This is a genomic window from Ectopseudomonas toyotomiensis (genome assembly GCF_017167985.1).
GTDB lineage: Bacteria > Pseudomonadota > Gammaproteobacteria > Pseudomonadales > Pseudomonadaceae > Aquipseudomonas > Aquipseudomonas toyotomiensis.
The window spans coordinates 1,352,890-1,378,516 of record NZ_CP070505.1; the positions used below are offsets into that span (position 1 = coordinate 1,352,890).

Annotated in this window: 23 protein-coding genes; 22 read left to right on the top strand and 1 reads right to left on the bottom strand. The window is 62.6% G+C overall.

The annotated features are described in order from the left end of the window. The first annotated feature begins 154 nt into the window (after positions 1-154). From JWV26_RS06195 to JWV26_RS06210, 4 genes are all read left to right on the top strand, one after another. Positions 155-1,441 (top strand): MFS transporter, encoded by a 1,287-nt coding sequence (locus JWV26_RS06195; RefSeq protein WP_206419181.1) that lies wholly within the window; start codon positions 155-157, stop codon positions 1,439-1,441. A 39-nt stretch (positions 1,442-1,480) separates the two neighbouring features. After that, positions 1,481-2,308 carry a phosphonoacetaldehyde hydrolase gene (gene phnX / locus JWV26_RS06200; protein WP_074916617.1) on the top strand — a complete coding sequence of 276 codons (828 nt, stop codon included), beginning with the start codon at positions 1,481-1,483 and terminating at the stop codon, positions 2,306-2,308. 59 nt (positions 2,309-2,367) lie between these two features. Beyond that, the gene (gene exaC / locus JWV26_RS06205; RefSeq protein WP_206418631.1) at positions 2,368-3,888 is read left to right on the top strand and encodes an acetaldehyde dehydrogenase ExaC; all 1,521 of its coding nucleotides are present in this window, start codon (positions 2,368-2,370) and stop codon (positions 3,886-3,888) included. Positions 3,889-4,056: 168 nt separating this feature from the next. Further along, positions 4,057-4,512, top strand: a complete 456-nt coding sequence (locus tag JWV26_RS06210) for a GNAT family N-acetyltransferase (RefSeq protein ID WP_036998299.1) — start codon at positions 4,057-4,059, stop codon at positions 4,510-4,512. A gap of 27 nt (positions 4,513-4,539) precedes the next feature. Here JWV26_RS06210 and JWV26_RS06215 read toward each other — a convergent pair whose 3' ends face one another. Continuing rightward, a complete protein-coding gene (locus tag JWV26_RS06215) occupies positions 4,540-6,123 on the bottom strand; it encodes a serine/threonine-protein kinase (RefSeq protein ID WP_206418632.1) in 1,584 nt (527 codons plus the stop codon). Positions 6,124-6,237: 114 nt separating this feature from the next. Between JWV26_RS06215 and JWV26_RS06220 the strand changes: the two genes are divergently transcribed. From JWV26_RS06220 to cheB, 18 genes are all read left to right on the top strand, one after another. After that, positions 6,238-7,065 (top strand): M90 family metallopeptidase, encoded by an 828-nt coding sequence (locus JWV26_RS06220; protein WP_206418633.1) that lies wholly within the window; start codon positions 6,238-6,240, stop codon positions 7,063-7,065. 78 nt (positions 7,066-7,143) lie between these two features. After that, positions 7,144-7,671, top strand: a complete 528-nt coding sequence (gene ppa, locus JWV26_RS06225) for an inorganic diphosphatase (RefSeq protein WP_013717208.1) — start codon at positions 7,144-7,146, stop codon at positions 7,669-7,671. A 170-nt stretch (positions 7,672-7,841) separates the two neighbouring features. After that, on the top strand, positions 7,842-10,208 hold the full coding sequence (hsdR, locus tag JWV26_RS06230) for an EcoAI/FtnUII family type I restriction enzme subunit R (protein ID WP_206418634.1): 2,367 nt from the start codon (positions 7,842-7,844) through the stop codon (positions 10,206-10,208). Between the two features lie 100 nt (positions 10,209-10,308). Continuing rightward, positions 10,309-11,775: a type I restriction-modification system subunit M gene (locus JWV26_RS06235; protein WP_206418635.1), complete on the top strand. Its 1,467-nt coding sequence runs from the start codon at positions 10,309-10,311 to the stop codon at positions 11,773-11,775. 19 nt (positions 11,776-11,794) lie between these two features. Then, a complete protein-coding gene (locus JWV26_RS06240; protein ID WP_206418636.1) occupies positions 11,795-12,766 on the top strand; it encodes a virulence RhuM family protein/type II toxin-antitoxin system death-on-curing family toxin in 972 nt (323 codons plus the stop codon). Further along, entirely contained in the window at positions 12,763-14,454 is a 1,692-nt protein-coding gene (locus tag JWV26_RS06245; protein WP_206418637.1) for a restriction endonuclease subunit S, read from the top strand. The genes JWV26_RS06240 and JWV26_RS06245 overlap by 4 nt, the downstream gene beginning before the upstream one ends. Positions 14,455-14,471: 17 nt before the next feature. Next, positions 14,472-15,554 (top strand): endonuclease NucS domain-containing protein, encoded by a 1,083-nt coding sequence (locus tag JWV26_RS06250; RefSeq protein ID WP_206418638.1) that lies wholly within the window; start codon positions 14,472-14,474, stop codon positions 15,552-15,554. Between the two features lie 46 nt (positions 15,555-15,600). Then, positions 15,601-16,179 (top strand): hypothetical protein, encoded by a 579-nt coding sequence (locus tag JWV26_RS06255; protein ID WP_206418639.1) that lies wholly within the window; start codon positions 15,601-15,603, stop codon positions 16,177-16,179. Continuing rightward, a complete protein-coding gene (locus JWV26_RS06260; RefSeq protein WP_206418640.1) occupies positions 16,176-16,511 on the top strand; it encodes a hypothetical protein in 336 nt (111 codons plus the stop codon). The genes JWV26_RS06255 and JWV26_RS06260 overlap by 4 nt, the downstream gene beginning before the upstream one ends. After that, entirely contained in the window at positions 16,474-17,196 is a 723-nt protein-coding gene (locus JWV26_RS06265; RefSeq protein WP_206418641.1) for a hypothetical protein, read from the top strand. Before JWV26_RS06260 ends, JWV26_RS06265 begins: the two co-directional genes overlap by 38 nt. A 61-nt stretch (positions 17,197-17,257) precedes the next feature. After that, the gene (locus tag JWV26_RS06270; RefSeq protein ID WP_206418642.1) at positions 17,258-17,539 is read left to right on the top strand and encodes a ParE family toxin-like protein; all 282 of its coding nucleotides are present in this window, start codon (positions 17,258-17,260) and stop codon (positions 17,537-17,539) included. A 27-nt stretch (positions 17,540-17,566) separates the two neighbouring features. Next, positions 17,567-18,070 carry a glycine-rich domain-containing protein gene (locus JWV26_RS06275; protein WP_206418643.1) on the top strand — a complete coding sequence of 168 codons (504 nt, stop codon included), beginning with the start codon at positions 17,567-17,569 and terminating at the stop codon, positions 18,068-18,070. A 169-nt stretch (positions 18,071-18,239) separates the two neighbouring features. Continuing rightward, the gene (locus tag JWV26_RS06280) at positions 18,240-19,904 is read left to right on the top strand and encodes a methyl-accepting chemotaxis protein (protein ID WP_373422866.1); all 1,665 of its coding nucleotides are present in this window, start codon (positions 18,240-18,242) and stop codon (positions 19,902-19,904) included. A 2-nt stretch (positions 19,905-19,906) separates the two neighbouring features. Then, positions 19,907-20,401, top strand: coding sequence for a chemotaxis protein CheW (locus tag JWV26_RS06285; protein WP_206418644.1), 495 nt, complete (start codon positions 19,907-19,909; stop codon positions 20,399-20,401). A gap of 4 nt (positions 20,402-20,405) precedes the next feature. Next, positions 20,406-21,653, top strand: coding sequence for a CheR family methyltransferase (locus tag JWV26_RS06290; protein WP_206418645.1), 1,248 nt, complete (start codon positions 20,406-20,408; stop codon positions 21,651-21,653). Beyond that, the gene (locus JWV26_RS06295; RefSeq protein WP_206418646.1) at positions 21,646-22,329 is read left to right on the top strand and encodes a chemotaxis protein CheW; all 684 of its coding nucleotides are present in this window, start codon (positions 21,646-21,648) and stop codon (positions 22,327-22,329) included. Before JWV26_RS06290 ends, JWV26_RS06295 begins: the two co-directional genes overlap by 8 nt. Continuing rightward, a complete protein-coding gene (locus tag JWV26_RS06300) occupies positions 22,326-24,590 on the top strand; it encodes a hybrid sensor histidine kinase/response regulator (RefSeq protein WP_206418647.1) in 2,265 nt (754 codons plus the stop codon). The genes JWV26_RS06295 and JWV26_RS06300 overlap by 4 nt, the downstream gene beginning before the upstream one ends. Next, the gene (gene cheB / locus JWV26_RS06305; protein WP_206418648.1) at positions 24,587-25,591 is read left to right on the top strand and encodes a chemotaxis response regulator protein-glutamate methylesterase; all 1,005 of its coding nucleotides are present in this window, start codon (positions 24,587-24,589) and stop codon (positions 25,589-25,591) included. The genes JWV26_RS06300 and cheB overlap by 4 nt, the downstream gene beginning before the upstream one ends. Positions 25,592-25,627 lie beyond the last annotated feature (36 nt).

Here is a 25,627-nt window from a genome sequence, read left to right on the forward strand (position 1 = left end):
CGTCCGCCAAGACGGCGCCAGAAGTGCTTTGACAACAACAAAAGCAGCCATCCCTTGAACTGCCAGCACATTCAACTCAGAGGTCAGTAACGTGAATCAGACATCCGGTTTTCCCCTGTTCAACCTCGGCAATAACCCTGCTCAGCGTTGGCGCATGCAGATATTCGCCATAACCTGGCTGGCCTATGCCGCCTTCTACTTCACCCGCAAAGCCTTCTCGGTAGCCAAGCTGGGCATCGCCGATGACCCCGACTTCGAACTGGAAAAGGCCACCATGGCCAACCTCGACGCGCTCTACCTTGGCGCCTACGCCGTCGGTCAGTTCACCTGGGGCATCCTCGCCGACCGTTTCGGCCCACGCGTGGTAGTGCTCGGAGGTCTGCTGATCTCAGCCGTGGTGGCATTGATCATGGGTAGCTTCGCCACCCTGCCGATCTTCGCCACCTGTATGGTAATCCAGGGCCTGGCGCAGTCCACTGGCTGGTCGGGGCTGTGCAAAAACCTCGGCAGCTTCTTCGCTACCGGCGAACGTGGTCGCGTGCTCGGCCTGTGGAGCAGTTGCTATGCTTTCGGCGGCCTGGTTGCCTCCCCCTTCGCCGGCTGGTGGGCCTATCAGGTCTACGGCGACTGGCGCGCGGCATTCTTCTCCAGCGCCATAGTGGTCGCCGGGGTCGCCGTGCTGTTCTTCCTGCTCCAGCGCAATACCCCGCAGGACGTCGGCCTGCCGCCGGTGGAAGACGCCGATGCGCCACAACACGATGACAGCGGTCGCCACGCCAGCTTCGGCAGTTGCCTGAAGACCATCCTCAAGAACCGCACCGTGCTGGTGCTCGGTCTTGCCTACTTCCTGCTCAAGCCGGCGCGCTACGCCATCCTGTTCTGGGGCCCGGTCATGGTCTACGAGCGCATGTCGGAGATCGGTAAGGTCGCCTCGGCCATCGTCCCCACGTCCTTCGAGGTCGCCGGCCTGGTCGGCCCGATTCTCCTCGGCCTGATCTCGGACAAGCTGTTCGGCGCCCGCCGCTTCCCTGCCTGCGTGATCAGCCTGCTGGCCCTGACCGCCTGCCTGGCGCTGTTCGTCCCGGCGATGCAGAGCGGCAGCGTACTGGTGGTAGTCGCCCTGCTGTTCATGATGGGCCTGACCCTGTACGGGCCAGACTCGATGATCAGCGGTGCCGCCGCCATCGACTACGGCAAGGGGACCGCCGGTACCGCGGCTGGGTTCGTCAACGGCTGTGGCTCGATCGGCGCGATCCTCGGCGGCCTGCTGCCCGGCTACTTCGATACCGAAAGCGTGTTCCTGGTATTCACCGGCACTGCCCTGATCGCCACCGCCCTGATGCTTCCCTACTGGAACAGCCGGCCGGACAAGCGGGCCGACAGCCAAACCGCCGCATGCAACCCCAGCTCCCATGTCAGCAACGCCCGCCTCAAGGCCTGAAGCGTCCAACCTTCCCCGCAAGCAACAGGAGTCACTGCAATGAACTATCAGCAACCCCGCCAACTGCAAGCCGCGATCCTCGACTGGGCCGGCACCGTGGTCGACTTCGGCTCCTTCGCGCCGACCCAGATCTTCGTTGAGGCCTTCGCCGAGTTCGGCGTCGAGGTCAGCCTGGCCGAAGCTCGCGGCCCCATGGGCATGGGTAAGTGGGATCACATCCGTACCCTGTGCAACGTGGTGGAGATCGCCGAGCGCTACCGCGCCGCCTTCGGCCGCCTGCCCACTGATGACGACGTCACCGCGATCTACGAACGTTTTATGCCGCTGCAGATCGCCAAGATCGCCGAACATTCCGCACTGATCCCCGGTGCGCTCGATACCATCACCAGCCTGCGTAACCAGGGCCTGAAAATCGGCTCCTGCTCCGGCTACCCGGCGGTGGTGATGGAAAAAGTAGTGCAACTGGCCGAACGCAACGGCTACGTCGCCGACCACGTGGTCGCCACCGATGAAGTGCCCAATGGCCGCCCTTACCCGGCCCAGGCGCTGGCCAACGTGATTGCACTGGGCATTAGCGATGTGGCGGCCTGCGTCAAGGTCGACGACACCACGCCCGGCATTCTCGAGGGGCGTAGCGCCGGCATGTGGACAGTCGCCCTGACCTGTTCGGGCAATGCCCTGGGTCTGACCTACGCGCAATTCAAGGCTCTGCCTGCCGAGCAACTGGCCAAGGAACGCGTGCGCATCGCCCAACTGTTCGAAGGCTCACGCCCGCACTACCTGATCGACACCATCAACGAACTGCCGGCAGTGATAGACGACATCAATGCCCGCCTCAAGCGCGGGGAAACCCCGCAAGGCGTCTGACAACCTCAGCCGGCAGGCACCGCGCTCGCCGGCTCCCCCTAACAAGAGAGGTCAGCATCATGATTTACGCGAAACCGGGTACTCCAGGCGCCGTCGTCACCCTCAAGCCGCGCTACGGCAACTACATCAACGGCGAGTTCGTCGCTCCGCTCAGCGGCCAGTACTTCAGCAACACCAGCCCGGTCGATGGCTCGGTGATCGCCGAATTCCCCCGTTCCAACGCTGCGGACATCGACAAGGCGCTGGATGCTGCCCACGCTGCGGCCGATGCCTGGGGGCGCACCAGCGTGCAGGAGCGCTCGCACATCCTGCTGAAGATCGCCGACCGCATCGAAGCCAACCTCGAACTGCTGGCCGTGGCCGAAACCTGGGACAACGGCAAGGCCGTGCGTGAAACCCTCAACGCCGACGTGCCGCTGGCCGCCGATCACTTCCGCTATTTCGCCGGCTGCATCCGTGCTCAGGAAGGCAGCACCGCCGAGATCAACGACGGCACCGTTGCTTATCACTTTCACGAGCCGCTCGGCGTGGTCGGGCAGATCATCCCGTGGAACTTCCCGCTACTGATGGCCGCCTGGAAACTGGCTCCGGCCCTGGCCGCCGGTAACGCCATCGTGCTCAAACCGGCCGAGCAAACGCCGCTGTCGATCACCCTGCTGATGGAGGTCATTGGCGACCTGCTGCCGCCGGGGGTGCTCAACATCGTTCAGGGTTTCGGTCGTGAAGCCGGTGAAGCGCTGGCCACCAGCAAGCGCATCGCCAAGATCGCCTTCACCGGTTCTACCCCGGTCGGCTCGCACATCCTCAAATGCGCCGCCGAGAACATCATCCCGAGTACCGTCGAGCTGGGCGGCAAATCGCCGAACATCTTCTTCGCCGACATCATGAACGCCGAGCCGGCCTTCATCGAGAAGGCTGCCGAAGGTCTGGTGCTGGGCTTCTTCAACCAAGGCGAGGTGTGCACCTGCCCGTCGCGCGCGCTGGTGCAGGAGTCGATTTACGATGCCTTCATGGCCGAGGTGATGAAGAAGGTCAAACAGATCAAGCGTGGCAACCCGCTGGACACCGAGACCATGGTCGGCGCCCAGGCCTCGCAGCAGCAGTTCGACAAGATCCTCAGCTACCTGGAGATCGCCCAGCAGGAAGGTGCGCAGGTGCTCACCGGTGGCGCCGCCGAGCGTCTGGAAGGCGACCTGGCCAGTGGTTACTACATCCAGCCGACCCTGCTCAAGGGTACCAACCAGATGCGCGTGTTCCAGGAAGAGATCTTCGGCCCGGTGATCGGTGTGACCACCTTCAAGGACGAAGCCGAGGCCCTGGCCATCGCCAACGACACCGAGTTCGGTCTGGGCGCCGGCGTGTGGAGCCGCGACATGAACGTCGCCTACCGCATGGGCCGCGCAATCAAGGCCGGCCGCGTGTGGACCAACTGCTACCACCTGTACCCGGCGCATGCCGCCTTTGGTGGTTACAAGAAGTCCGGTGTCGGCCGTGAAACCCACAAGATGATGCTCGACCACTACCAGCAAACCAAGAATCTGCTGGTGAGCTATGACATCAATCCGCTGGGCTTTTTCTAAAGCGGTATGACAGCATCCAGCTCTCAGAGACTGTTAGGGCTGGATGCTAAATCAAACGCTTGCTTTGATTGCGCTTTCAACTGGCTTTGAGGCAGCATCGACTGACCCGCTGGCACAACAGCTGCATCGCCACTCCTGCCCCATTACAGAGAGAAGCCGAGGCCCACCATGCGCATCGTCCAAGCCACCCTGGAGCACCTGGACCTGTTGACCCCGCTGTTCGTCAAATACCGCGAGTTCTATAACGAGCTGCCCTACCCCGAGTCGTCACGCAAGTTCCTCGAGAAGCGCCTGCGCCGCAAGGAGTCGGTGATCTACCTGGCTCTGGCCGATGATGAAGACAAGCTGCTCGGCTTCTGCCAGCTCTACCCCAGCTATTCGTCGCTGTCGCTCAAGCGCGTGTGGATTCTCAACGACATCTACGTGGCCGAGGATGCTCGCCGCCAACTGGTTGCCGACCGCCTGCTGCACACCGCCAAGCAAATGGCCAAGGAAACCAACGCCGTGCGCATGCGCGTGGCCACCAGCCGCGACAACGAGGTGGCGCAGAAGGTCTACGAGTCCATCGGCTTCGTCGAGGACGAACAGTTCAAGAACTACGTACTGCCGATCAATTCCGATTGATCGACTCACAGGCGCAGTGACTGCCTATCAGCCACCAAGACTGAGCAGCAGCCCCAGCAGCAATGGCAACGTGACCAGGCCCAGCGCAGCCAGGCGTGCCGGCTGCATTGGCACACGCCGCAGCGCCTGACTGCGACGCGCCTGCAGGGGCTGCTGCAATGCCAGCTGAAACTCCGACAGCGCCTCGAAACGTGCCTGTGGCTGTGGCGCCAGAGCCCGGGCGAGCACGCCGTCCCAGCCCTGCGGCACATGCCCGGTAAAGGTCGCCAGCGGCACATAGCAGTGTCCGGGCCTGACGTCACTGCGCGCCGCCTCCGGCCATTGCCCACTCATAAGCCAATAGACCAGCGCCGCCAGGGCAAACTGATCGGCACGACCATCCAGCGCACGGCCGCTGCGCAGTTCCGGCGCCAGCGGCACAGCCTGCTCAGGCAAAGGCTGACGCGCTACACCGGGCAGAATCGCAGCTGCGCCCGGCAGAAACAGCACCCTCCCGTCATCACCGAGCAGAATCTGCCTGGGGTTCAGCCACAGCCCCTGCATGCCACGGCGCTGCAACGAACGCACGGCTGCGATCAGTTGCGTCACCACCCCCATCAGCGTCTGTGTATCCGGCGCGCCATGGGCGGCCACCCAATCGAACAGATTGCGCATGCCGCGGGGCGGCTTGGCCAGGACCAGATACGCGTAACTACGCGTCTGATGCGGCGACAGCACCTGCGGCAACGCCTGCTGCGGACTGCGCCGCAACGCCCACTCACGCTGCCAGAAGGCTTCGCCTGCATCTTCCTCGGCGAACCAGAGCACGGCTTCCCGTCCGGACTCATCACGCCCGATATACAGCCGCCCGGGCGGCCCATAAGGACATTGACGCAACAGCGTCCAACCATCGAGCTGCTGGCCGCAGGCGATCTGCGCCAGCGCCGGGCGCGGCGCAGCGGACGGCGCCGGCGTCAGGCACTGGGTTTCCCCCACGCCGAGCAGCACCGCAGCGCCGGGGGCCTGCAACAGCGGTTGCAACCGCTCGCACAAGCCGCCCTGCGCCTGGATACATAGCCCTTGCAGATCACTCACATCGAGCAGCGGTTGCGGCGCCAGCAGCAGCTGCTCGCCACAGCTGGGCAACAGATTGTTCTGAACCAGCGCCAGCTCGGCCTGGGCGCCGAGAGCCTGCCCCTCACGACCTGCCAGGATCTGCAAAGCGCCTTTGTCTGCTCGCGCCAGGCCAACACTGCCCGCCTGCAGAAACTGCAACTCATCGCCCTGCATCAGCAACACACCGGCATGCAAGTCGGCGACGCCCTGCCCAGTCTGCTGCCGGCGAAACAGCTGGAGATTCAGTGCGGCCAGTACCTGGCGCGCCGCCTGGGTTTCACTCCAGCCCTCAGGCGTACAGCGAAAATCGGCGAACAGGGCGTCCAGATGACGCTCCAGGCTTTGCACCACATCGGGGCAGTGGCGTGCCCAAAGCAATACGACCAGCAGCAACGGCGGACGCTGCTGGCGACCGGCCAGCCACATCGCTCGAGCCCGCGCGGCCTGGTGCGGCAAGTCCAGTCCGGTGCCGGACGCCAGCGTGATTCCAGGGTGTTCCAGCAGTTGCAGCGCCATGCTCAGCCCTCCTGCTGCAGCGAAGCTGCAAGGAGCTTTGCAGCCTTTATGCCGACTTGTGGCGAGTGCCTGGCGCCCTTATGGTGGCGTGGTCCTCCCAACGAGCCTGCATGCATGTGGTCCTTCAAGGCCTGGCGCCGTCGTCGCACCCTCGCAAACAACCCTGTCGATCCCGCCCACTGGGCCGAAGTACGCAGACGCCTGCCGATTCTCGATGGCCTCGACGAGCACGAAGAGCAGCTGTTGCGCGAACGCGCCGTGCTGTTTCTGCATGACAAGCACCTGACCGCCCTACCAGGGCTGGCGCTCGGCCCGGTCGAGCACCTGCTGCTGGCCGCCCAGGCGCAGTTGCCACTGCTGCACCTGGGCGATCTGGACTGGTACCGGGGTTTTCACGAAATCGTCCTCTACCCGGATGACTTCGTGAGCCCACAGCGCCACCGCGACGCCAGCGGCATCGAGCACGAATGGGACGACGCGCGCAGCGGCGAGGCCTGGCAGCAAGGCCCGGTGATCCTCGCCTGGCCCGGTGTCGAGGCCAGCGGTGGCTGGGAAGGCTACAACCTGGTGATCCACGAACTGGCGCACAAGCTGGACATGCTCGAAGGCGGCGCCAATGGCCTGCCGCCGCTGCACCGCGACATGCGTGTCCAAGACTGGGCGAGCGCCATGCAGAGCGCCTATGACGCACTGAACGCCGAGCTGGACGCCAATCCTGAGGCGGAAACCGCCATCGACCCTTACGCAGCCGAAGATCCGGCGGAATTCTTCGCGGTGACCAGCGAATACTTCTTCACCGCACCGGATCTGCTGGCCGACGCCTTCCCCGAGGTCTACCGGCAACTGGCCCTGTTCTACCGCCAGGACAGCCTGGCGCGATTGCAGCGTCTACAAGCGGAACACCCCGACTACAAGGCGGTCGAAAACGCGACCAATGGCTGAGTAGTCCGCCGTAGTAACGCATTGCGAATACGCCTATAATGCGCCCCACTTTTTTGGCCCTCCCTGGGAGTTTCCCCCATGAGCTACAGCAAGATCCCGGCTGGTAAAGACCTGCCGAACGACATCTACGTTGCCATCGAAATCCCGGCCAACCACGCGCCGATCAAATACGAAATCGACCACGACACCGATTGCCTGATGGTTGATCGTTTCATGGCCACCCCGATGTTCTACCCGGCCAACTACGGCTTCATCCCGCACACCCTGGCTGACGACGGCGACCCCCTCGACGTGCTGGTCGTGACCCCTTATCCGGTCGCGCCGGGTTCGGTGATCCGCGCCCGTCCGGTCGGCGTACTGCACATGAGCGACGAAGCCGGCGGCGACGCCAAGCTGGTTGCCGTTCCGCACGACAAGCTGACCGTTCTGTACAAGGACGTTCAGGAATACACCGACCTGCCCGCGCTGCTGATCGAGCAGATCAAGCACTTCTTCGAGAACTACAAGGATCTGGAGAAGGGCAAGTGGGTCAAGGTAGAAGGCTGGGGCGGCGCTGAAGAAGCCCGCGGCCTGATCAACAAGGCAGTCGCGGCTTACCAAAAATAAGTCCTGACCACCTCCGAAAAGCCGGCCACAAGCCGGCTTTTTTATTGCCTGTCTCCCGGCAAGACCGACCTCAGCTTCAACCATGAGACGACCTCGCAGACCGATACTGGCGCCATGCCTGCATTCGGCTCTGGTAAAGTCCACAGCACGCCATAAGGACGTAGCTGGTCATGGATAAAAAATCGCTTTCCGAGCGCGACATCTGCAGCAAATACATCACCCCCGCCATCACCGCTGCGGGCTGGGATCTGCACAAGCAGGTGCGCGAGGAAGTCAGCTTCACCAAGGGCCGTATCATCGTCCGTGGCAAGCTGCACAGCCGTGGCCAGGCGCGCCGCGCCGATTACATCCTCTATCACCAGCCCAACCTGCCCATCGCCGTGATCGAGGCCAAGGACAACAAGCACTCATTGGGCGCCGGCATGCAGCAGGCGCTTGGCTATGCCGAGTCGCTCGACGTGCCCTTCGTGTTTTCCAGCAACGGCGATGGCTTTCTCTTCCATGACCGCAGCGGTACCGGCAGCCAGGTGGAAACCACGCTGAGCCTCGACCAGTTCCCCAACCCGGATGAACTCTGGCAACGCTATTGTCAGTGGAAGGGCCTGGATGCCCCGGCACGGCACAAGGTCGAGGCGCCGTACTACGACGACGGCTCGGGATACACGCCGCGTTATTACCAGATGAACGCCATCAACCGCACCGTCGAGGCTGTCGCGCGTGGCCAGGAGCGCATATTGCTGGTGATGGCCACCGGCACCGGCAAGACCTACACCGCCTTCCAGATCATCTGGCGCCTGTGGAAGTCCGGGCAGAAGAAACGCATTCTCTTCCTTGCCGACCGCAACATCCTGGTCGACCAGACCAAGACCAAGGACTTCAAACCCTTCGGCCCGGCGATGACCAAGATCGCCAAGCGGCAGATCGACAAGTCCTACGAGATCTACCTGTCGTTGTACCAGGCCGTCACCGGCGCCGAAGAAGACCAGAACATCTACAAGCAGTTCTCTCGCGACTTCTTCGACCTCATCATCATCGACGAATGCCATCGCGGCAGCGCCGCCGCCGATTCCGCCTGGCGCGAAATACTCGACTACTTCTCCAGCGCTACTCACATCGGCCTGACTGCCACGCCCAAGGAAACCAAAGAGGTTTCCAGCAGCACCTACTTTGGCGAGCCGGTGTACAGCTACAGCCTCAAGCAAGGTATCGAAGACGGCTTCCTCGCGCCCTACAAGGTGGTGCGTATCGACTTCGATAAGGATCTGCAAGGCTGGCGCCCGCCCAAGGGCATGCGCGACAAGCACGGCGAACTGATCGAAGACCGCATCTACGACCTCAAGGACATGGATCGCCACCTGGTCATCGAAGCACGCACCTGGACAGTGGCGGCCAAGGTCACCGAGTTCCTCAAGGCCACTGACCCGTACCAGAAGACCATCATCTTCTGCGACGACATCGACCACGCCGAGCGCATGCGCTCAGCGCTGTTCAACCTCAACCCCGAGCGCATCGCCGAAAACCGCAAGTACGTCATGCGCATCACCGGCGATGACCAGGAAGGCAAGGCCGAGCTGGACAACTTCATCAACCCCGAACAGCGCTACCCGGTAATCGCCACCACCAGCAAGCTGCTGACCACTGGGGTGGATGCCCAGACCTGCAAGCTGATCGTGCTCGACCAGCACATCAAGTCCATGACCGAGTTCAAGCAGATCATCGGCCGTGGCACGCGCATCAACGAGGATTACGGCAAGTACTGGTTCACCATCATGGACTTCAAGAAAGCCACCGAACTGTTCGCCGACCCGGCATTCGATGGCGAGCCGGTGGTGATCTACAGCCCCGAAGGTGACCAAACGCCCGTGCCGCCCGACAGCCCGCTGGACGATGAAGACGGCATCGTCGACGGTGGCGATTGGCTGCCCGAAGGCGACGAAACCGACGGCGAGGAGGGCGGTAAAAAGCGCATCAAGTACGTGATCGACAGCGTGCCGATCTACGTCATCGCCGAGCGTGTGCAGTACTACGGGCCGGACGGCAAGCTGATCACCGAATCGCTGCGCGACTACACCCGCACCTGCGTGCACAAGCAGTTCGCCTCGCTCGATGACTTCCTGCGCCTGTGGAGCAGTGCCGAGCAGAAGAAAGCCATCATCGACGAACTCGCCGCCCAGGGCGTGATGTGGGAAGCGCTGGCCGAAGAAGTCGAGGCCAAACGCGGCCAGGCCCTCGACCCCTTCGACCTGATCTGCCACATCGCCTTCGACCAGCCGCCGCTGACCCGCAAGGAACGCGCCGAGCAGGTGAAGAAGCGCAACTACTTCGGCAAATACTCTGGCGCCGCCCGCCAGGTGCTGGAAGCCTTGCTCGACAAATACGCCGACACCGGCATCGAGCACATCGAAGACATCCGCATTCTCCAGCTCGACCCGTTCCGGCAAATCGGCGCGCCGATGGAGCTGGTCAGGGCGTTTGGCGACCGGGCCGGCTACGAGAAGGCGCTGCATGAGCTGGAAACCGAGCTTTACGCCAGCTAGCCAGCGCCGCCAGTAAGGTGGGCAACGGTGCAGCCTTGCCCACCTTACCCGCCAACCCCATTACAATCCCCCGCTTTGCCGTACCCGCCCGGAAGTCACCATGTCCATCAGCTCAACCATCAAATCCATCCAGGACATCATGCGCAAGGACGTCGGCGTCGACGGCGACGCCCAGCGCATCGGCCAGCTCGTATGGATGCTGTTTCTCAAGATCTTCGATGACCGCGAGCTGGAATGGGAACTGATGAATGGCGACTACCGCTCGCCGCTGCCCGACAGTTGCCGCTGGCGCACCTGGGCGGCCAACCCGGAAGGCATCACCGGCGATGAACTCAAGCACTTCATCGACAACAACCTGTTCCCGCAACTGCAGAACCTCCACGAATACAGCACCACCCCGGCGGCCTACGTGGTGCGCGGTGTGTTCGAGGACGCCTACAACTACATGAAGTCCGGCCAACTCATCCGCCAGGTGATCAACAAGATCCAGGAGGGCGTGGACTTCAACAAGGCGCAGGAACGTCATGCCTTCGGCGACATGTACGAGCAGCTGCTGCGCGACCTGCAGAACGCCGGCAATGCCGGTGAGTTCTACACCCCGCGCCCGGTCACCGAATTCATGGTGCGTATGGTCGACCCCAAGCTGCACGAGAAGGTCATGGATCCCGCCTGTGGTACAGGCGGCTTCCTTACTTGCACCATCGACCACAAGCGCAGCCGCTACGTGAAAACCGCCGACGACGAACGCGCTCTGCAGGCCAGCATCTTCGGCGTGGAAAAAAAGCCGCTGCCGCACCTGCTGGCCACCACCAATATGATCCTGCACGGCATCGAAGTGCCCAGCCAGATCAAACACGCTAACACCCTGGGCCGCCCGCTGATCAATTGGGGGCCGAGTGAGCGCGTCGACTGCATCGTCGCCAACCCGCCGTTCGGCGGCATGGAAGAAGACGGCATCGAAAGCAACTTCCCCGCTGCCTTCCGCACCCGCGAAACTGCCGACCTGTTTCTGGTGCTGATCATGCACCTGCTCAAGGACGGTGGTCGCGCCGCCGTGGTGCTGCCGGACGGCTTCCTCTTCGGTGAAGGCATCAAGAGCCGCATCAAGGAAAAGCTGCTGACCGAGTGCAATCTGCACACCATCGTTCGCCTGCCCAATGGCGTGTTCAACCCCTACACCGGCATCAAGACCAACCTGCTGTTCTTCACCAAAGGCACGCCGACCAAGCAGGTGTGGTTCTACGAGCACCAGTACCCGGCAGGCGTTAAGAACTACTCCAAGACCAAGCCCATGCGCATCGAGGAGTTCGCGGTGGAGGAGGCCTGGTGGGGCAGCGAGGCCGATGGCTTTGCCGCGCGGGTGGAAAACGAGTTCGCCTGGAAGGTCAGCCTGGACGAGATCAAGACGCGCAACTGGAACCTGGACTGCAAGAACCCGCACATCGGAGAGCAGATCAGCCACGACCCGGACGAGCTGCTGCGTAACTACGCCGCCCTGCAAGGCGAGATTGGCGAGCTGCGCGACCAGCTCAAGGCCGTGCTGGCCGAAGCGCTGGAACGCCAGTGAACACCTGGGGAGCACGAGCATGAACAGCGAAATTGCGATCTATGAAAGCGCCAACGGCCAGATTGCCGTCACCATCGAGCACGACAGTGTCTGGCTGAGACAGGAACAACTGGCCGAGCTCTTTGGTCGTGACCGTACAGTGATCGGACGGCATATTCGCAATGTATTCGCCGAGGGCGAGCTGGAGCGTGAAAGCAATGTGCAAAATCTGCACATTGCCGGCTCCGACAAGCCTGTGGCCTTTTACAACCTCGACGTGATCATCTCGCTGGGCTACCGGGTCAAATCGCGCGAGGGCACACGCTTCAGGCAATGGGCCAGCCAGGTAATCAAGCAACACCTGACCCAAGGCTACACCCTCAACCGCGAACGTTTCGAAGCCAACGCCCGCGAGCTGGAAGCGGCGCTGGAGTTGGTGCGCAAGACGGCACGAGCGCCCGAGCTGGATAGCGAGGGTGGCCGTGGGCTGGTGGAAATCGTCAGCCGCTACACCCAGACCTTTCTCTGGTTACAGCGCTATGACGAAGGCCTGCTCAGCGAACCCGCCGGTAGCCCCGGTGGCGAATTGCCCAGCCTGGCCAGCGCGCGCCAGCACCTGCAGAGCTTGAAAGCCCAACTGATGACCCGAGGCGAAGCCAGCGAACTGTTCGCCCGCGAGCGCGGCGACGGCCTCGCTGCGCTGCTCGGCAACCTGCAGCAGAGCGTGTTCGGCGAACCGGCCTACTCCAGCCTGGAAAGCAAGGCCGCGCACCTGCTGTATTTCGTGGTCAAGAACCACCCCTTCGCCGACGGCAACAAACGCAGCGGCGCCTACCTGTTCGTCGACTTCCTGCACCGCAACGGTCGCCTGCTCGACGCCCAGGGCAACCCGCTGATCAACGACACCGGCCTGGCCGCTCTCACCCTACTGGTCGCCGAGTCCGCCCCAGCGCAGAAGGACACCCTGATTCGCCTGATCATGAACATGCTCGCCCCGGAACCCCGCCCATGACCGCCTTGCTCACCGATAATCTGCCGCTGCTGGCCGGCGCACCCAATGGCATCAAGAAACTGCGTGAGCTGATTCTGGAGCTGGCGGTGCGCGGCAAGCTGGTGCCGCAAGATGCGAATGATGAGCCGGCCAGTGAGTTGCTCAAGCGGATTGCCGAGGAAAAGGCACGGTTGGTGGCGGAAGGCAAGATCAAGAGGTCGAAGCTGCTTGTAGATATAAATGAGCTGGATAAGCCTTATGAATTGCCAGCCGGTTGGAGCTGGACAACTCTACCTGGAGCCGCCAGTTATCAAATTGGTAAAACTCCCCCGACCAAGGAGTCTAAATTCTGGGACGACTCTGGACAGGCTTGGGTGAGCATCTCCGACATGGAGCATTACGGTGAGATAAATGACACCTCTCGCAAGGTTTCCGTGCTTGCTCAACAGAATGTTTTCAAGTATCCGCCTATCCCAGCGGGCACACTGCTGATGAGTTTCAAGCTCACTGTCGGAAAAGTATCGATACTCGCAGTTGACGCGTATCACAACGAAGCAATCATATCGTTGTCGCCATTTTGTGGAGTTTCGAAAGATTACCTTTTCAGCTTTCTGCCAAGCATTGCACTTGGGGGGCAGCAAAAGAATGCATTGATGGGGAACACTCTCAACTCCGAGTCGATGGCTCAGTTGCTAATCCCAATCCCCCCACTCGCCGAGCAACACCGGATCGTCGCCAAAGTTGATGAGCTGATGGCTCTGTGCGACCGGATGGAAGCCCGGCAGGCCGATGCCGACAGTGCCCACGCCCAACTGGTGCAGGCGCTGCTGGATAGCCTGACCCAGGCCCGCGATGCCGAGGACTTTGCGCAAAGCTGGCAGCGCCTGGCCGAGCACTTCCATACCCTGTTCACCACCGAATCCAGCATCGACGCCCTCAAGCAAACCCTACTGCAACTGGCGGTGATGGGCAAACTGGTGCCGCAAGACTCCAGCGATGAGCCGGCTAGCGAGCTACTGGTGCGCTTGACCAACGATCGGAATGATTATGCAGCCATACACAAGGTTGCTGTGGCTAAGCCAGAGCCGATATCAGGCTCTGATCAGAGCCTCTCTCTACCGAATGGCTGGGCGTGGGCACGCCTCTGCTCAATGTTCAGAGTGATTACGGATGGTGATCATCAGCCACCACCGAAATCCACTGACGGTATTGCATTCCTTACTATCGGAAATGTAACAAAAGGGTACCTTGATTTCTCAAACTGCCGTTTTGTGCCGCAGGACTACTTTGATCGAGTCGCGATTTATCGCCGCCCTGAAACTGGTGACATTCTTTATACGGTTGTAGGTGCAACGTATGGTCGCCCCATAGCAGTCAATAGCTCGCGAGACTTTTGTGTGCAGCGACACATCGCGATTCTCAAAAGCAGCAAGCTGATTAGCCCTGCATTTGCATGCTACTTACTAGCATCGCCGTGGATATATGAGCAGGCCACTCAAAGTACGACTGGTACCGCGCAGCCCACAATTCCACTGAAACCATTGCGTAACTTTCTGGTCATGCTTCCTCCGCTCCCCGAACAACACCGCATCGTCGCCAAAGTCGATCAACTGATGGCCCTGTGCGACCAACTCAAAGCCCGTCTTAACCAGGCCCGCCAGGTGCATGAGCAACTGGCCACAGCCCTGGTCGAGCAGGCCGTGGCCTAACCAACAGGAGCGCAGGGATGCCCATTCGCACCCAGATTTGGACCGTCGGCGCGCAGCCCGCGCCGCTGAAAAACGCCGTGCTGGCCAGCGAGCAGTTTCTTGAAGACATGATCGTCAGCGCCCCAGCGCTGCTGTCCGAGGACTGGCTGCTGATTGGACGGCAGGAAAGCACCGGCCAGGGCGGGCGTATCGACCTGCTGGCGCTAGCGCCCGATGCCTCGCTGGTGCTGATCGAACTCAAGCGCGAGCGCACCCCGCGTGAGGTGGTGGCGCAGGCGCTGGACTATGCGGTGTGGGTGGAGCGCTTGCAGGCCAACGAGATCGAGGCCATCTACCAGCGCTTCAAGCCGGGTGCCGACCTGGCGGCGGACTTTCAGGCGCGCTTCGGCACGCCGCTGGAGGCCGAGGCATTGAATCAGAGCCACCAGATCGTCATCGTCGCCGCCGAGCTGGATGCCAGCAGCGAGCGCATCGTCGGCTACCTGAGCGAGCGCGATATCGCCATCAACGTGCTGTGCTTTCAGGTGTTCCAGTTGGGCGAACAACAACTGATCAGCCGCGCCTGGTTGCTCGACCCAACCGAGGCGCCGCAGGCCAGCAGCGCCAGCAAGCCCGGCATGCCGGCCGAGCCGTGGAACGGCGAGTTCTACTGTTCCTTCGGCGATGCCGAGCACCGCAACTGGGCAGAAGCGCAGCAGTACGGCTTCGTCTGCGGCGGTGGCGGCAGTTGGTACAGCAACAGCCTGAAAATGCTCGCCCCTGGTGACCGTGTGTGGGTCAACGTGCCTGGTGCCGGTTACGTGGGCGTGGCCAAGGTCACCGGCCACGCCACACCAGCCGGGGACTTCTGCCTGCAACAAAATGGCGAAGAGTTCCCGGCTCTGGATGTGCTCAGCGCCGCCCGTTATCACCGTGACCAAGTCGACGACCCCGAACGCTGCGAATACTTCGTGCCGGTGCAATGGCTGTACAGCCTCCCGCTGAACGAGGCGGTGAAGGAAGTTGGCCTGTTCGGCAACCAGAACACCATCTGCCGCCCCACCACGCCGAAATGGCGCTGGACTGTAGAGCGACTCAAGGAGCGCTTCGGTATTCACTGAAGCGCTCCCAATCCAACCAAAATCATCAAACGGACAAGGACGCCCCATGCAGCTCCCCATACCAAGCCTTCTGCTGGAACAACTCGATATCGGCCTGAACCACGCCGTCGGTTATGTGCTGCGCGGTCTCAAACATTTGGCTCTCTGGCTGACGGGCCTGACCGCCCTGATCGCGGCAACCTGCATCGTGTTCGAATACGGCGAAGGGCTGGCCGATATCTCCCAGTTCGAATGGGCCTTCATGGTGCTGGCAGCGCTGCTGGCCTGGCGGCATTGCCATTACGCCCGGCAATTCGGCTATGGCTTCTGGCGCGGTCTGGCGCGAGGGCTGAGCGTACAGGGCATAGCGTTGATCACCCAATTCACCCTGATGGGGCTATGGCTACTGTTAGCACTGTGGGCAATGAGCCTGCCCATGGAATGGCAGGGCACTGCAGATGCCATGAACGATGGCGATATGGCCCTCAAGACTTACGAGATCATTGGCCTGGCTATGGTGCTGCTGGCCCTGTATCTCGGCGCGCCTACTCGCCCACTCGATGCTGTAGCCACCCAGCCGAAACAAAAGGCGCTGCGCCAGGAACCTACACTCGCCTCTACTCCCGACAAGGAAGTCTCGCTGTGAACTACCTGTACCCGCTGTGTGCGTTGACTCTTTTCAGCCTGCCGTTCCAGGCCAGCCAGGCCAATACCGATGCCGCCCGATTGATCGACGGCTGCCGCGAGTTGGTCAGCATCTACAACAAACGCGACGAATTGCGTTTTGCCGCAGCTCAGTTCGCTTCACTTTCCGAGGCGATGCGCGCCGGTTATTGCCGAGGCGTGCTGGACGAGTACCAACGCAAGAATACCTGCAACACCAACGACTGGCGTGAGCAGGCCAATACCATCGTCAGCCATGCCTTCGAGCAACCGCAGGATGTCGACACCTTGCTGGCAACTGCCTGTGGCCGTTGAACAGGGGCTGACCCTGCCCCAGGCGGTGGAGCGCCTGTTCGGTATTCCCGTGGCTCGCCATCCGGTGCTGCGCAATGCGGTAAACACCTTGGTCAAGGCGCTGAGCCAAGCCAAGGTGTTGCAGTTACAGGAAGAAGAAATCAGCTACGTCACGAACGGCCGCAAGCGTTGGACGCTGCCGCGCAGTGATCTGGTCGGGCTGAGCAATGCCATAGTGCTGCACGGTATCTTCGGTGAACCGAAAACGGTTCTGCGCCTGTTCGAGCAACCCAAGGTTCGCCGCGAGCATGCCGACTGGGCCCGGAGCCTACTGCTGGAGCGGCAATCGGTCGCCAGTCTGGGGCTGATCAATCAGGAGCTGCTGCGCTTGCTCGACCTGCTCGAATCGGACGTTGACCTCAAGCAGGTGCGCTTACCCAACCCCTTCGATAACAACACCCTGCCGCAGATGGGCCTGGACGACTATGGCGGCAACCTGCTGCGGGCACTCGCCTGCCAGACAGCGGCCCTGTCACTAGGCGACAGCATGATGGCTCACTACCTCAATGGCGAGCTGGAACAGGCGCACTCGGCAGCACTCGCCCTGAACACCCAGAATCCCCTGCTGCTGCAGTATCGCCAAATGATCCTGCGCCGCTATGAAGAAGCACGCGCCTTCGATGAGCTGCTGGATACGTGGCGATGAACGGTCTTGGTAGTGGATTCAACATATAAACACTGGCTCCGTCATCCCAACGGAGCCAGTCATGCACACCATTCAATCAATCCTCACCCGCTGCCCTCATCAGGTCAGCCCCTGCCATCAGCACAAAGCCCTGGAAATCGATCAGGCGCTGCGTCTAGGTACTCCCTTCACTGCACTGGGTGGCAAGCGCGTGCGCTGCCGCAACGGCCTGGTACGTTTCAAGCTGGGTTGCGCCTGGCGTCTGCTTTATCGCATCAGCGCCAACGGCTACGTGCCGCACAGTCTGGTCAGCCGCCAGTGTTTCGAACGTGAACTGAAACGAAGGCGGGCTCTCAAGCCCTGATTCCTTTCATTCACTGGAGAAACACCCATGACTGCAATCATTGCACTGAAACAACCGCTACTGGCCGCCGATGGCCTGGAGATGCAGGTCAGCCTGCTGGATTTTGCACGCCTGAAGCACAAGTACACGGCCTCATCCGAGGCTGAGATGAGCGCTGAGCAATGGGAGGCGGCAGAGCTGGAGTACCGCCGTTTCCTGACACTCAAGTGCCTGTACCCAGCGGTGGCGCTGGTTCCGAGCAAGCAGGTCGATGCCATCTGGCATGCACACATTCTCGATACCCGCGCCTACCGCGAGGACTGCCATCAGGTATTTGGCCGCTTCATCGATCACTACCCCTACTTCGGCATCTACGGCCAGGAGGACTATCAGGAACTGACGAATGCATTCGCTCATACCGTCGCGCTTTACGAAAAACACTTCGGCGCCTACCCAGGCGGCGGCAATGAGGCTCAGGCCATGCGCTGTAAAGATCACGCCTGCCATGTGCCGACAACCTGCGCCTGCCGTGTGCCTGGCGCCTGCCAATAACGACGCGATCAGAGGAGGAGCCTCTGGAGATTGTTATTTCTTTCAAATCAATTGATTGAGAAGTAAAAAAGCCGGCCACAAGCCGGCTTTTTTATTGCCTTTCGCCAGGCAATCGGTACACATTCGTTACACCCAGACAAAACGGCGACACGCTGGTGTGCTGTAATCGATGAGCAAAACTGACCTGCCAGGCCCAATGGACATGATGAACCTGACCGTACGCAATCGAATCATTGTCAGCTTCCTGCTGATCATCGCCATTCTGGTTCTGCTGGCTGGCGCCTCTTATGCTCGCCTGGTGCAGATCGAGAACGAGGCCAATGGCATTCGCAATGAGTCGATCCCGGGCTTGTATTACCCGAGCAAGGCACAGGAGCTTTGGTCCCGTCACATGCTCGACACCCGCCGCCTGCTGTTGCGTGCCGTCGATGAAGACGTTGCCACCCTGCTCAACAACTACCGTGACCAGTTCGCCACGCTGGAGCAGGCGATCGATGAGGAATTCGGCCGCTACCAGAGCGCCACGGCGGACGATCAGGAACTCGCGCTGGCCGAGCAATTCCGTCAGGTGCAACGTCAGTATCTGAACCGCCACGGGCAGTTGCTCGACAGTTTGCCGAGCATCGAACTCAAGCAGGCTCGTCAGTTCAGTGCTGAACGCGTGTTTCCCGACTGGGAAAAAGGCGAGAGCCTGCTAAGCGAGCTGATCGAGATGAATCGCAGTCAGGCCGACGCCGCTGCGCACGAAATTCGTAGCGCGGTGCGCATCATGGAGGCAGGCTTGCTGATCGCCATCCTGCTGGCCATCCTCGTCTCCGCCGTATGCGGCTGGCTGTTGATGAACGCCATCACCACACCGGTGAACCGCATCGTCAGCACCCTCAAATCCCTGGAAAGCGGCGACCTGTCGGTGAAGCTCGACCTGCACCGACGCGACGAATTCAACGCCATCGAGCTGGGCTTCAACAGCATGGTCGGCGAGCTCAAGAACCTGGTCGGCAACGCCCAGCGCTCGGCAGTGCAGATGACCACCTCGGTCACCGAGATCGCCGCCACCTCGCGTCAGCAGCAGGCCACGGCCACCGAGACCGCCGCCACCACCACCGAGATCGGTGCAACTTCACGGGAGATCGCCGCCACTTCGCGCGACCTGGTCCGCACCATGGGCGAGGTATCGGATAACGCCGAGCAGACCTCGATTCTCGCCGGCACCGGCCAGTTGGGCCTGGCCCGCATGGAAGAAATCATGCATCAGGTGATGGGCGCGGCCGACGTGGTCAACGGCAAGCTCTCGATCCTCAACGAGAAGGCCGGCAATATCACCCAGGTGGTGACCACCATCGTCAAGGTGGCGGATCAGACCAACCTGCTTTCACTCAACGCCGCCATCGAGGCGGAAAAAGCCGGCGAGTATGGCAAGGGCTTCGCCGTGGTGGCCGTGGAAGTGCGTCGCCTGGCCGACCAGACCGCCGTGGCCACCTACGACATCGAGCAGATGGTGCGCGAGATCCAGTCCGCGGTATCCGCCGGCGTGATGGGCATGGACAAGTTCTCCGAGGAAGTGCGCCGCGGCATCGGCGAGATGGCGCAGATGGGCGACCAGCTCAGTCAGATCATCCAGCAGGTGCAGGCCCTGGCGCCACGCATCCAGATGGTCAACGAAGGCATGCAGGCGCAGTCCACTGGCGCCGAACAGATCAACCAGGCGCTGGTGCAGCTCGGCGAAGCCAGCAGCCAGACCGTCGATTCGCTGCGCCAGGCCGGCGCCGCCATCGATGAACTCAACCAGGTGGCCAACAACCTGCGCGTTGGCGTCAGCCGCTTCAAGGTCTGAACATGCCGGTTTCCAGCAAAGCAGCAGCCGGCGAACTGCACTTGCAGTTTCAGCTCGGTGACGATCGCTACGCTCTGCCCGCCAGTCAGGTGGTCGAAGTGCTGCCGCTGCGCCGCCTGAAACAGGTGCCCGAAGCACCACAGTGGGTGGCCGGGCTGTTCGAGCATCGCAACCGGGTGACCCCGGTGATCGATCTCAGCCGCCGCGTGCTGGGGCGCCCCGCCCTGCCCCGCAGCAGTACGCGGCTGGTGCTGGTGCGCTTCGACATGCAACAGGGCGAGCAAGCACCGGTGCTCGGGCTGATTCTGGAGCACGCCACCGACACCCTGCGCCTGCCCAGCGACGCCTTCAAGGCCAGCGGCCTGGAAGCCGGCCAGGCGGATTACCTTGGGCCGCTGCAGCGCGATGCCCGCGGCATGATCCAGCGCATCGAGGTCGCCGGGCTGCTCGACGACGAGGTACGCGCCCTGCTGTTCCAACCGGCGGAACAGGGCTGACGGCATGATCGAGCATATCGAGCGCCTGCTGAAAAGCCGCATCGGCCTGGAAGCCGAATCGGTCGGCCGCACGGTGATCGAACGCGCCGTCCGTCAGCGTATGAGCGCCCTCGGCCAGCAGAACCTGGAAGGCTACTGGACCACTCTCGGTGGTTCGCCGCGCGAGCAGCAGGCGCTGGTGGAAGCCGTGGTGGTGCCGGAAACCTGGTTCTTCCGCTACCCGGAATCGTTCAAGGCACTGGCAAGTCTGGCCCAGGAACGCCACGCCCAACTGCACGGCGGCCGGCCGCTGCGCCTGATCAGCCTGCCCTGTTCCAGCGGTGAAGAGCCCTACTCCATCGCCATGACCTTGCTCGATGCCGGTTTTTCCGCCGAACAGTTTCAGATCGAGGCGCTGGACGTCAGCGACAAGGTGTTGGAACAGGCACGCAAGGGCCTCTACGGGCGCAACTCGTTCCGCGGCGATGCCCTGGCCTTTCGCGATCGTTTTTTCCATGAGCAGGACACCGGAGGCTTTCTCCTCGACGAGCGGGTGCGCACCGGCGTCAGGCTGCGCACCGGTAACCTGCTCGACCCCAGCCTGTTCGCCGGCGAACCCAGCTACGACTTCATCTTCTGCCGCAACCTGCTGATCTATTTCGATCGCCCGACCCAGGTGCGCGTGCTGGAACTGCTCAAGCGCCAGTTGCAGGAGGGTGGCACGCTGTTCATAGGCCCGGCCGAGGCCAGCCTAGCCAGCCAGAACGGTCTGCAGGCACTGGGTCGGCAGCAGACCTTCGCCTTTCGCATGGCCCCGGCCCAACCAGTAATGAGCGTGCCGACGCGGGTACCCGCCAGCCGCACGCGCCCAGCAGCAGTGATACCAACGCGCGCCATCCAGCCGAGCAGGCCACGCCCCGCAAGCAGAACGCTGAGCGCAGCGGCGCCACAAGCGCAGGCTGTGGATATCTGGAGCGAAGTCGCCAACCTGGCCAACGCCGGCCGTATCGACGAGGCGCGCCGGCATAGCGAGCAGCATTTGCAACTCAACGGCCCCAGCGCCGCCGCTTATTACTGGTTGGGCCTGCTCTGCGATGCGGCAGGTAAGGGTGACCAGGCCTGCGCCTACTACCGCAAAGCGATCTATCTCGAACCGCAGCACCGCGAGGCGCTCACCCACCTGGCCGCACATCTGGAAGCGCAAGGCGACCAGAGCGGTGCCCAACGCCTGTATCGCCGCGCGCAGAACCCCGAGGTAGGCGAACGTGACTGATCAGGACCTGCTGCACAGCCAGGCTGTCGTGGACGATTGCTGGAATCGCATCGGCGTATTCGGCGACAAGAGCTGCCCGCAGCTGGAGCGACATATTCACTGTCGCAACTGCGAGGTTTACGGCGCAGCGGCCATCGCCCTGCTCGACCGCTATGGCAGCGCCCTGGAGCGTGGCGATGACGACTACGGCCAAGGCGAGACCGAGCAGGCGCAGGGCGCACAACGCTCACTGCTGATCTTCCGCCTTGGTGAACAATGGCTGGCCATCGCCACGCGCTGCCTGGCCGAGGTGATGCCGGTCTCGCCGATCCACGTACTGCCACACCGCAACAGCCATGGCCTGCTGGGCGTGACCAACGTACGCGGCACCCTGGTCGCCTGCCTGTCGCTGGCCGAATTGCTCGGCCTCGACACGCAGCAGGATGCGCGCCGTGGCGAGCGCCGGGTGATCCCGCGCATGCTGATTCTGGAAAGCGACAGCGGCCCGCTGGTGACGCCGGTGGATGAGGTCAGCGGCATCCAGCGCATCCCTGTGGCACGCATCAGCAGCGTCAAACATGACGACAAGCGCGCCATCAGCCGTTTCACTGCGGGCGTCCTGCAATGGCAGGAACAGAGCATTACCCTGCTCGACGACGAACAGTTGCTGCAAACCATGATCGGGAGCCTCGCGTGACACCGGACCAGATGAGGGATGCATCGCTGCTCGACCTGTTCCGGCTGGAGGCCGAGGCGCAGAAGCAGGTGCTCGACACCGGCCTGCTGATTCTCGAGCGCGACCCGGCCAACGCCAGCCAGCTGGAAGCCTGCATGCGCGCCGCGCACTCGCTCAAGGGCGCAGCGCGCATCGTTGGCCTGGACCATGGCGTGCAGGTCGCCCACGCCATGGAGGACCTGCTGGTCGCCGCCCAGGAAGGCCTGCTACGGCTGCTGCCCGATCATATCGACGCCCTGCTGCAAGGCTCCGACCTGCTCCTGCGCATCGGCCAGGCACAACAGGACGCCGAGCTGGAAGCACGTGTAGAAACCGTCACCACACGCCTACAGGTGCTGCTTGGCAACGCCGTACCGGCACTGCGCGTGCAACCAGGTGAAAGCGCCGCGTTTGCCGCCGAAACGGCAGCCCCCAGCAAACCCGAACCACTGCCGACGCCTGCGCCACAAGCAGCCGAGCCGGTCGCAGACGAACGCATCAGCCGCGTATTGCGGGTGTCGGCCGAGCGCTTCGATCACCTGATCGACCTGTCCGGTAAATCGCTGGTGGAATTCCAGCGCACCAAGCCGCTGAACGATTCGCTGCATCGCCTCAAGCGCCAACAGGAGTCGGCACGCCGCACCCTGGAGAGCCTGCGCGAGCACCTGCTCGGCACGGAGCTGGACGCCTCCGCCCAGGCGCTGTTCGCCGAGAGCCGCAACCTGCTGATCGAATGCCAACAACAGCTGCAAGCCCATCAGGAACTGTTCGACGACTTCGTCTGGTACGGCGGGCAACGCACGCAGCAACTCTACGACCTGGCCCTGGCCTCACGCATGCGCCCCTTCGCCGACGTGCTCACCGGGCACACACGCATGCTACGTGACCTGGGCCGCTCGCTGGGCAAACAGGTGCGCCTGGAAATCGAAGGCGACAACACCCAGGTCGACCGCGACGTACTGGAACGCCTGGAGGCGCCGCTGACACACCTGCTGCGCAACGCCGTCGACCATGGCATCGAGCCGCCGGCGCTACGCGCTCGCAAGGGCAAGCCGGAAGAAGGTGTGGTGCAACTGCGCGCGCGTCATCACGCTGGCATGCTGGTGCTGGAGGTCAGCGACGACGGCGCCGGTATCGACCTCGAGCGCGTTGCCCAGGCGGTGGTCAAACGCCGTTTCGCCACCGCCGAGCAGGTTGAGCAGATGACCGAGGAAGAGCTGCTGGCCTTCCTCTTCCTGCCTGGTTTCAGCATGAGCCAGCAGGTCACCGAAGTCTCCGGTCGCGGTGTCGGCCTCGACGTGGTGCAACACGAGATTCGCCGCATGCGCGGCAACGTGCGACTGCTGCAGACCCCCGATCAGGGCTGTCTGTTCCACCTCGAACTGCCATTGACGCTCTCGGTGGTGCGCGCGCTCGTGGTGACCATCGGCGGCGAGGCCTATGCCTTTCCGCTGGCGCAGATCGAACGCATGCTGCGTCTGCCGCGCAGCGCCATCGTCCAGCTCGAGGGGCGCCAGCATTTCTGGCTGGAGGACGAGCACGTCGGCCTGATCTCCGCCGCACAGCTGCTGCAATGCAATGAGAAACAGGGCGATGATGACAGCATCCCCATCGTGCTGATTCGTGACCGCGAGCAATACCACGGTCTGGCGGTCGAAGCCTTCCTCGGCGAGTTCACCCTGGTGCTGATGCCGCTCGATGGACGCCTGGGCAAGGTGCGTGACGTCGCGGCCGGCGCCCTGCTACACGACGGCACGCCGGTGCTGATCCTCGACGTCGACGACCTGCTCAACTCGGTGGGTAAATTGCTCGGCACCGGCCACCTGGAGCGTGTCGACCATGCCAGCCACGCGCGCCAGACTGTCAGCAAGCGCGTGCTGGTGGTGGATGACTCGCTCACCGTGCGCGAACTGGAGCGCAAACTACTGCTTAGCCGCGGTTATCAGGTATCGGTCGCCGTCGACGGCATGGATGGCTGGAACGCCCTGCGTGCCGAGACCTTCGACCTGCTGATCACCGATATCGACATGCCGCGCATGGACGGTATCGAGCTGGTCACCCTGGTACGCCAGGACCCACGCCTGCGCTCGCTGCCGGTGATGGTGGTGTCGTACAAGGACCGCGAAGAGGATCGCCGCCGGGGCCTGGAGGCCGGCGCCGATTATTACCTGGCCAAGGCCAGCTTCCACGACGAAGCGCTGCTGGACGCCGTACAAACCCTGATCGGTGAGGCCCGCGAATGAGGATCGCCATTGCCAACGACATGCCCTTGGCGGTCGAAGCCCTGCGCCGTGCGCTGGCGGCAGAACCCGAGTACCAGTTGATCTGGGTCGCCAGCAACGGCGAGGAAGCGGTCAGCCGCTGCCGCGACGACCTGCCCGACCTGCTGCTGATGGACATGCTTATGCCCGGCATGGACGGCGTGGAGGCGACCCGGCGGATCATGCACGACACCCCCTGCGCCATCCTCATCGTCACCTCGGATGTCGAGCGCAACATGTCGCGGGTGTTCGACGCCATGGGCGCCGGTGCGCTGGATGTGGTTGCCGCGCCATCGCTGGGCCCGCAACAGGTGCTCGATGCCGCGACCGTGCGGCGCAAGATTCACAACATCGCCTGGATGATCGGCCACAAGACCTCGCGCTCGGTCAAACCGACACCCATGCGCAGCACTGAAAACCGCAGCAAGAGCCTGGTAGCCATCGGTGCATCGGCGGGCGGCCCGGCCTCGCTGGTGGAGTTGCTGCGGCAGATCCCGGCGGACTTTCCGGCCAGCATCGTGCTCGTTCAGCATGTCGACGAAGTCTTCGCTGCCGGTATGGCACAGTGGCTCGGCAGTGAAGCGCACATCCCCGTGCGCCTGGCGCGGGAAGGCGAAGTGTTGCAGCCGGCTACCGTGCTGCTGGCCGGCACCAACAACCACCTGTACCTGGCGCCAGAGGGGCGCCTGGTCTATCGACGCGAACCTGCCGATCAGGTCTACCGGCCCTCTATCGATGTATTCTTCGAAAGTGTGGCCACCTACTGGCGAGGTGATGCTATCGGCGTGTTGCTGACGGGCATGGGCCGCGATGGTGCCAGGGGCCTGAAGCTGATGCGCGAACGCGGCTTTCATACCATCGCCCAGGACCAGGCCAGCAGCGCCGTCTACGGCATGCCCAAGGCCGCCGTGGCACTGGGTGCCGCAGCAGAAGTGCTAGCCCTGGACAGAATTCCCGCGCGCCTGATCGAGCGCCTGGGCTAAAAACGCCAACCGCGGCCAAAGCAGCCGCGTAACCTA

What these genes read in the sequence shown, in the direction of transcription:
- JWV26_RS06265 (WP_206418641.1), top strand. Translation starts at nt 16,474, where the DNA reads ATGTCGACACCTTGCTGGCAACTGCCTGTGGCCGTTGAACAGGGGCTG.
- JWV26_RS06250 (WP_206418638.1), top strand. Translation starts at nt 14,472, where the DNA reads ATGCCCATTCGCACCCAGATTTGGACCGTCGGCGCGCAGCCCGCGCCG.
- JWV26_RS06210 (WP_036998299.1), top strand. Translation starts at nt 4,057, where the DNA reads ATGCGCATCGTCCAAGCCACCCTGGAGCACCTGGACCTGTTGACCCCG.
- JWV26_RS06220 (WP_206418633.1), top strand. Translation starts at nt 6,238, where the DNA reads ATGTGGTCCTTCAAGGCCTGGCGCCGTCGTCGCACCCTCGCAAACAAC.
- JWV26_RS06255 (WP_206418639.1), top strand. Translation starts at nt 15,601, where the DNA reads ATGCAGCTCCCCATACCAAGCCTTCTGCTGGAACAACTCGATATCGGC.
- JWV26_RS06285 (WP_206418644.1), top strand. Translation starts at nt 19,907, where the DNA reads ATGCCGGTTTCCAGCAAAGCAGCAGCCGGCGAACTGCACTTGCAGTTT.
- JWV26_RS06275 (WP_206418643.1), top strand. Translation starts at nt 17,567, where the DNA reads ATGACTGCAATCATTGCACTGAAACAACCGCTACTGGCCGCCGATGGC.
- JWV26_RS06270 (WP_206418642.1), top strand. Translation starts at nt 17,258, where the DNA reads ATGCACACCATTCAATCAATCCTCACCCGCTGCCCTCATCAGGTCAGC.
- JWV26_RS06215 (WP_206418632.1), bottom strand. Translation starts at nt 6,123, where the DNA reads ATGGCGCTGCAACTGCTGGAACACCCTGGAATCACGCTGGCGTCCGGC.
- hsdR (WP_206418634.1), top strand. Translation starts at nt 7,842, where the DNA reads ATGGATAAAAAATCGCTTTCCGAGCGCGACATCTGCAGCAAATACATC.
- phnX (WP_074916617.1), top strand. Translation starts at nt 1,481, where the DNA reads ATGAACTATCAGCAACCCCGCCAACTGCAAGCCGCGATCCTCGACTGG.
- exaC (WP_206418631.1), top strand. Translation starts at nt 2,368, where the DNA reads ATGATTTACGCGAAACCGGGTACTCCAGGCGCCGTCGTCACCCTCAAG.
- JWV26_RS06245 (WP_206418637.1), top strand. Translation starts at nt 12,763, where the DNA reads ATGACCGCCTTGCTCACCGATAATCTGCCGCTGCTGGCCGGCGCACCC.
- JWV26_RS06195 (WP_206419181.1), top strand. Translation starts at nt 155, where the DNA reads ATGCAGATATTCGCCATAACCTGGCTGGCCTATGCCGCCTTCTACTTC.
- JWV26_RS06240 (WP_206418636.1), top strand. Translation starts at nt 11,795, where the DNA reads ATGAACAGCGAAATTGCGATCTATGAAAGCGCCAACGGCCAGATTGCC.
- cheB (WP_206418648.1), top strand. Translation starts at nt 24,587, where the DNA reads ATGAGGATCGCCATTGCCAACGACATGCCCTTGGCGGTCGAAGCCCTG.
- ppa (WP_013717208.1), top strand. Translation starts at nt 7,144, where the DNA reads ATGAGCTACAGCAAGATCCCGGCTGGTAAAGACCTGCCGAACGACATC.
- JWV26_RS06280 (WP_373422866.1), top strand. Translation starts at nt 18,240, where the DNA reads ATGAGCAAAACTGACCTGCCAGGCCCAATGGACATGATGAACCTGACC.
- JWV26_RS06290 (WP_206418645.1), top strand. Translation starts at nt 20,406, where the DNA reads ATGATCGAGCATATCGAGCGCCTGCTGAAAAGCCGCATCGGCCTGGAA.
- JWV26_RS06235 (WP_206418635.1), top strand. Translation starts at nt 10,309, where the DNA reads ATGTCCATCAGCTCAACCATCAAATCCATCCAGGACATCATGCGCAAG.